At 61.1% G+C, this 6303-nt stretch carries 4 protein-coding genes; all 4 read left to right on the top strand.

Annotated elements, in window-relative coordinates; translation table 11 throughout:
- A partial coding sequence (locus C8P69_RS22985; RefSeq protein WP_146167445.1) for a hypothetical protein occupies positions 1-675 on the top strand: 675 nt, incomplete at its 5' end.
- Entirely contained in the window at positions 675-2477 is a 1803-nt protein-coding gene (locus C8P69_RS22980) for a TniQ family protein (protein ID WP_170118375.1), read from the top strand. The genes C8P69_RS22985 and C8P69_RS22980, both read left to right, overlap by 1 nt.
- A 580-nt stretch (positions 2478-3057) precedes the next feature.
- Positions 3058-4047 (top strand): AAA family ATPase, encoded by a 990-nt coding sequence (locus tag C8P69_RS22975; protein WP_108179766.1) that lies wholly within the window; start codon positions 3058-3060, stop codon positions 4045-4047.
- Between the two features lie 54 nt (positions 4048-4101).
- Positions 4102-6240 (top strand): S8 family peptidase, encoded by a 2139-nt coding sequence (locus C8P69_RS22970; RefSeq protein WP_108179763.1) that lies wholly within the window; start codon positions 4102-4104, stop codon positions 6238-6240.
- Positions 6241-6303 lie beyond the last annotated feature (63 nt).

Genomic DNA, 6303 nt, shown 5'->3' with positions numbered 1-6303 from the left:
ACTGTCGGGGCGATGGGGGCGGCGATGCTATCGCAGCTCGGACACAGCGTGACCCGCGAGAACTTTCGAGATCATAGTCTGGTCTCCCGGATCGAGTCCATCTTGCCCCACAGCGGTGTGCACATCGTGCTGATCGATGAGGCTCAGCACGCGCTGAACTCGGCATCCGAGATGAAGCTCGCGGGTAACCGCGACTTCTGGAAGCGCGTCACCCAGGGTAGCTACCCGTTTGGGCTGGTGCTCTCCGGCACGTCGCGCATCAAGGAGGTTGTGCTCCAGGATCGTCAGCTTAGCCGGCGCACCATCTTCGTCGAGGGTCGTCGGCTCGTCGACAATGACGCGGACGATACCGAAGGCCTGATCGGCAAGTATGCAGCCGATGCCTCCCTAGAGTGCGAGGTCACGGCGGACCTTGCTCTTCGCGTCATGCACGCCTGTGCATACACGTTCGGCGAGGTCTGCAAGCTGATCATCGCTGCGGTCGAAGACGCGTTGATCACCGAGGCCACCACCCTCACGATCAATAACTTCGCGTCGGCCTACGCGGCCGACACGGACTGCGAGCCGCAGGACAACCCGTTCATCACACCTGAATGGGCGCGACTTCCGATCGCCGGAGCGGTCAGCACGGCCACGCCGCTGGACCGCCTTGCCGTTGGCCGGGGAGGCTTTTGATGGCGTACCGTCTCACGCCCCTGCCCGCCGCAGCCGACGAGCCTGCACAGGCCTATGCCTGTCGGCTGGCGCGTCGCATCAACCTGCCCCTGCGCTTCTTCTGCACGGATATCGGTATCCCGCGCCAGGAGGTCATCAAGGGCTCGACAGATGCCGTCCATCGGATCGCTGACTACGGAGGGGCCGACCCGGCCCCTCTCCTCGCCGCAACGGTCCGGAATACGCAAGGACGTCTGTATACCCTGAATGGCCAAAACCTGGTTCGCGACTCGCTGCGACGCACCCGCTTGCGCGGGTGCGTCATGTGCATGAAGGAACAGCTCGCTCACGGAGCCGTTTGGGACGTTTCGATTCGGACCTCCTGGTGCCTCGCCTCTGTGTACACGTGCCCGATCCACGAGGTCGGGCTCGTCGACATCGGAACCGGCAAGGACGCCATGTTCAACGAGTGGTCCTTGCTCATGGAGGATTTCCTAAGCTCGGATGCGACGGATTCCCCTCCCCCCGAGCGCTCGCCTGGCAAATTCGAACTTTACCTCATGGAGCGGGCCATGCATGGGCCCCCGGAGCGTGGCGGTGAAGTGAATGACCTGCCCATGCACGTCGCCATGCGGGTGATGCCATTCATCGGACAGACGCTGCTCCATGGTACCAACGCCCACGAGCCCGTCACCGACGAAGAGATCATCAAAGCCTGCGACACCGGATTTCAGGCGCTTGTCGCTCGTGGCGGCCTCGAACAGAGTCTTGCCGAAATTGACGCGGGCGCCGGTCCGCGAATGTCACAGCAGGGCCCCCAGCATAGGCTGGGGAAGCACCTGTTCAGCTTCCTGACGAATGCGGTGTCCCAAGAGGCTTACCAGCCTGTGATCGACCGCGTTCGAACGTTTGTTTTGGACACTATCCCCCTGGACCGGGGATCAATGCTGCTCGGGCGACCGGTCGACTCCTGCAGGGTCCACAGCGTTGCCACGCTTACAGCTGTCACTGGAATGCACCCCACAACCCTGCGCCGCTATCTCCGGGAAAACGGCTTCCTGAAGTCCGACGCCCAGAACGGCGACATGCCGATGCCTGCGGCAGCGGTAGAAGCGTGGGCCGCCAGCTTGACCGAGGTGGTGGGACAAAAGGCCGTCGAGGAACTGCTGGGCTGCTCCCGGAGCCACTTCAATACGCTCTTGAAGGCTCGTCTGATCCAGCCCAACTACGCATCCAGAAGCTCGAGAAAGTACAGGTTCGGCAGGACCGGTCTGGAGGCGCTCCTCAACAGGCTGCTGGAGGCCGCTACTCCTACGCCCGCTACCCCCGAGGGATTTGTAGGGCTCGATCGGATCGGCAAACGGGCCAACGTCTCTATCGCTGCAGTCCTCAAAGCCGTCATTGCAGGCGAGATGAGTGGGGTCGCCTGCCGTCCAGGCAATCGCCGGCTCGACGGACTCGAGTTCAGCGTTCAAGAAGCCAAGGCACTGGCACGGGGCGAACCTCTCCCCGGTCTTCCGGCAAATGAGTTGCTCGCTTATTGGAAGATGGACTACGCCGTGCTCAGAGAGTTGATCCGTGCGGGACACCTGCCGACAGAGGTCGCACGCCACCCCATCCACAAGGGCATGATCAAGGTCATTCCCTATGAAGCCATTGAGCAGTTCGAGCGCACCTATGTGCTGGCTTGGGAACTGGCCGAAAGCCTCAACCTCACAAGAGCCGAACTCCGCCGTTGGCTAGCAGACCGCCATGTTCCGCGCGCGTTCGACCCATCATCGATCGACGCCGCGATATATCGGCGATCAGACCTCCAATTGTGAAGGCACTTCATTCTGATCCAAAGGCCGGGGCCCTCCCCGGCCTTTTTTATGATCTTTGCAGTGGGGTGTGCGGAGGATATTCTTTAACCGCCAAAGGAAGGGCCGCTATGCCATTCCCCCCAAAAAACCAAATGCAATCAATGGGTGGAAAGGAAATGAATTGTGGCTCCCAACAGGACGCCCCGCGACGATAGTGTCAGGGCCGGGAATTTATTTCCTTAGGGCATAAGATGAATTGCCTTGAGGCGGCAAAAACCTGCCTTACGGCGTGAACTCGTGGGAATGGAAGCGCTTGAGAAAAAGGGGCCTCGTATCGAGCTCAAGCCGATCACATGCCCAGAGGGAGGGACCTCTGACGCTTTCGACTGCGATGAGCGTTGATACCCGTCGGCATTGCAAGACATCTCTGCAACACCCAGCGAGCAAAGCGAGGCTTGCGTCGAAATTCGTAGCTCGCTCGACCTCCGCATCTGTTCCTTGCCGGCCTCTCGCGCTACGATTCAAGCGATTAAGAAACCGATCTTTGAGGATAAGCGTTCACAGTGCCTTCAGTGCGCGGGAGGGCGCGGAGCACAACGAGATGGCAACGGCCAAGCAGATGGTCGCCCTGATCAGAGGGCATGTCCAACGGGATGATGAGCAATTCTTGTCTCTCGCGCTGCAGGTTGCTGCCTCGGAAGCCCGTCAAGGGCGCCAGGACGTAGCTGACGAAATCAAGAAGCTGGTCGATCAAGGACGGAGTGGAACAGCTCCTGCGGTAAAGCCGATCCCGTTGGCGCGTCCTCGCGCCGAGCTTGAGGAGATCATCTCTGCCTCCTATCCCAAAACGAAGCTAACGGATGTCGTCCTCGGTCCGGACATCAAGACTCGCCTGGAGCGGTTAATCCGCCATCAGTCCCAGCGCGCCGTCCTGCGGCAGCATGGTCGGCGCCCCATCACACATATCCTGCTTGTCGGACCGCCGGGGACGGGCAAGACGCTCACCGCTTCGGCGCTGGCGGGCGAACTTCATCTTCCCTTGTTCCGCCTCCGGCTCGATACGCTAATTACGCGCTATCTCGGTGAGACGGCCACGAAACTGAGGCTTGTTTTCGACCAGATCCACTCTGTCCGAGGGGTTTATCTCTTCGACGAATTCGACGCCCTCGGGACGCAGCGCAACCAGTCCGGCGAGGTCGGCGAGATGCGGCGCGTGTTGAACTCGTTCCTGCAGTTCCTGGAAGAGGATAATGGCACGGACAGCTTGATCGTCGGGGCCACGAACCATCCCGAGCTTCTTGATCGAGCGCTGTTCCGCAGGTTCGGCGACGTGTTACGATATGATTTCCCCACGGCGGAGGAGATCTGCAGCCTCGTGACCTCACTGGTCGACCGGCGCGTCTCAAAGGCGTTCGACTGGCCCAGCATCACGCAGGCGGCCACTGGTTTGTCCCAAGCTGACATTGTGACGGCTGTCGATGACGTCATCAAGGACGCCATTCTCGACGGCAACCGCAAGGTTTCCGAGACTCTTCTGGCGGATGCGTTTATCGCCCGCAAGTTATCGCGGGACGCGCTTCAGAGGCTCTGACCCTCTATACTATCCTAAGGGCTGTTCGATTCGGCAGCGGTTGGGGCTAGGTAGATGTCGGAAGGGGCGGCAGGCGGCGGTGGTCGAAAGGCTCATTTGCGGATTGATCGGCTCCGCCAGACGCGCGCCTTCAAGGGGCAGGGCGTCAACATCAAGGACAAGTTCAAGCGAGAGAACCGCGCTGAATTCGGGCAGCGGCTGCTTGATCAGATTGTCATGGCCTTCGGCCAGGCCGACGTCGAGAAGACGCTCCTCGGCGTGACCGAACAGCTTGGAAAAACCGGCGCCTACATATCGGTCGACCGCCCTGCCAAACTGCCCCACGAAAAATTGCAACAGAAATCCTATGGCGTTCTAGTAGGGGCTGTAACGGAAATGCTGCGCCGCACCGATGCCGACACTCTCGAGCGGGTGTCCTACTTCGTTCCCGACGACATGCGCGAGAGTCTTAAGGAGCAGATCAAGCAGTATCGCGACAGCGAAGGGGCCAACAAGCCGAACGCCGTGCATAAGCGCTTCGATGAGGTCGAAGCGATCGCCTTCAATGGCCTTGCCGGTTTATGGACATCGCCTGATCCGTTGCCCGGGAACGACGAAGTCGGCTGGTTCGAGCTTTGGCTGCGTCGGAAAGCCAAGAAAGACGCACCTGACGCCGAAGCCTATCTGGACAGGCGCAAGGATGCCCTCGGCTTGCACCTCTCCCAGGAAAAGCTGAAATTTCCAGAATTCGTCGTCCGGTTCATCAGGGCGACCGGAGGCTCGTTGCGGCGGCTTGTCCGCGAGCTGAACGTCTACGTGGCGGAGGTCAGACCCGCACGGATCGACGCCTCAGTGTTCACGACGGTCAGGTCTGATGGCGTCGCCCCAATCGAGTGGGTGGAGGACGCCGTCCGTCGTCTAGGCGCCGCACCGGAAGGCCCCTACGTGACCTTGCACGACACCGGAGTGAACCGGGCTCATCCTATGCTGCGGCCTTTGCTGGATGAGAGCGACATGCATGCGCGAGCGCAGTCATGGTCGACGGACGATCATGACGGACATGGAACAAACATGGCCGGCATCGCGGCTTTCGGCGATCTTCAGTTCAGGCTCCAGGATCAAGACCCGATCCGTCCAACGCATCGGCTCGAGTCCTACAAGATGCTGCCGCCCAACGGCCACAACCCGCCTGAGACGTGGGGGCTCGTCGTCAGGGACGCGATGTCCGATCTGGATGTCGCCTCTCCGCACCGCGAGCGAGTCCACTGCTGCACAGTAACGGCGCAGTCTTCGTTGACAGGCCTGGCCACAACGTGGAGCGCAGCGATCGACGCCGCGACATCAGGGGCCTGCGAAATCGAGGAAATCGGCCCGAGACGTCTCTGGTTGCAGGCGGTGGGCAATATTCTTCCGCACGAGTGGTCCGCAAATGAGGACTTGCGCGACCATCCGATTGAAGACCCGGCGCAGGCCTGGAACGCCCTTTCCGTGGGGGGCTACACGGAGAGAACGCAGATTTCCGAGCCCACCATGCGTGGTTGGGAAGTCGCGGCGCGAACCGGCGACCGCAGTCCCTACAGCAGGGCGAGCTTGGCGTGGGATCGCAGCCAGGCACCGCAGAAGCCCGAAGTAGTTTTTGAGGCCGGCAACTGGGCCAAGGATCCTGCCGGCGGTTTCGTGAGCGGCATCGACAGCCTGTCGATGCTGACGACCGGGAGGGACGTTATCAACCGGCCGCTTGAATGCACAGAGATGACAAGCCCTGCCGCCGCGCGAGCCGCAGGTTTCGCAGCCGAGATCCTGAGCGCGAACCCTGGCCTCTGGCCCGAGACCGTCCGCGCCTTGATGGTCCATTCCGCTGACTGGACGCCCGAGATGCGGCGACGGTTGGGCGGAAGACCCACCAAAGAGCACTGCGCCTCCATGATCCGGCAGTTCGGGTTCGGCGTGCCTGACCGAGCGCGGGCGCTCGCGAGCACGACCAACGACCTAGCGCTGTTGGCAGAATCCGAGATCAAGCCCTTCAGGCGCATCAGGAGCAGGAACGAGGAGACTGGGGCCGAGACATCCCGCATCGGCCTCAATGAAGCCCATTACTACACGCTGCCATGGCCTAGAAATATTCTCGAAGAGCATTTCAAGGAGCAGGTGTCGCTCAAGGTCACGTTGTCTTGGTTCGTGGTGACGTTGCCCCCGTCGAAGCCCTCGGTTTGAACTGGACTCCGTCGAAAGGAGACGGAGATGAAGAAGAGCCGGTTCACGGAAGACCAGATCATT

The sequence above is a fragment of the Phreatobacter oligotrophus genome (assembly GCF_003046185.1).
Lineage (GTDB): Bacteria > Pseudomonadota > Alphaproteobacteria > Rhizobiales > Phreatobacteraceae > Phreatobacter > Phreatobacter oligotrophus.
Note: the sequence above shows the minus strand (reverse complement) of the source record. Positions and strands in the feature narration are given on the sequence as shown.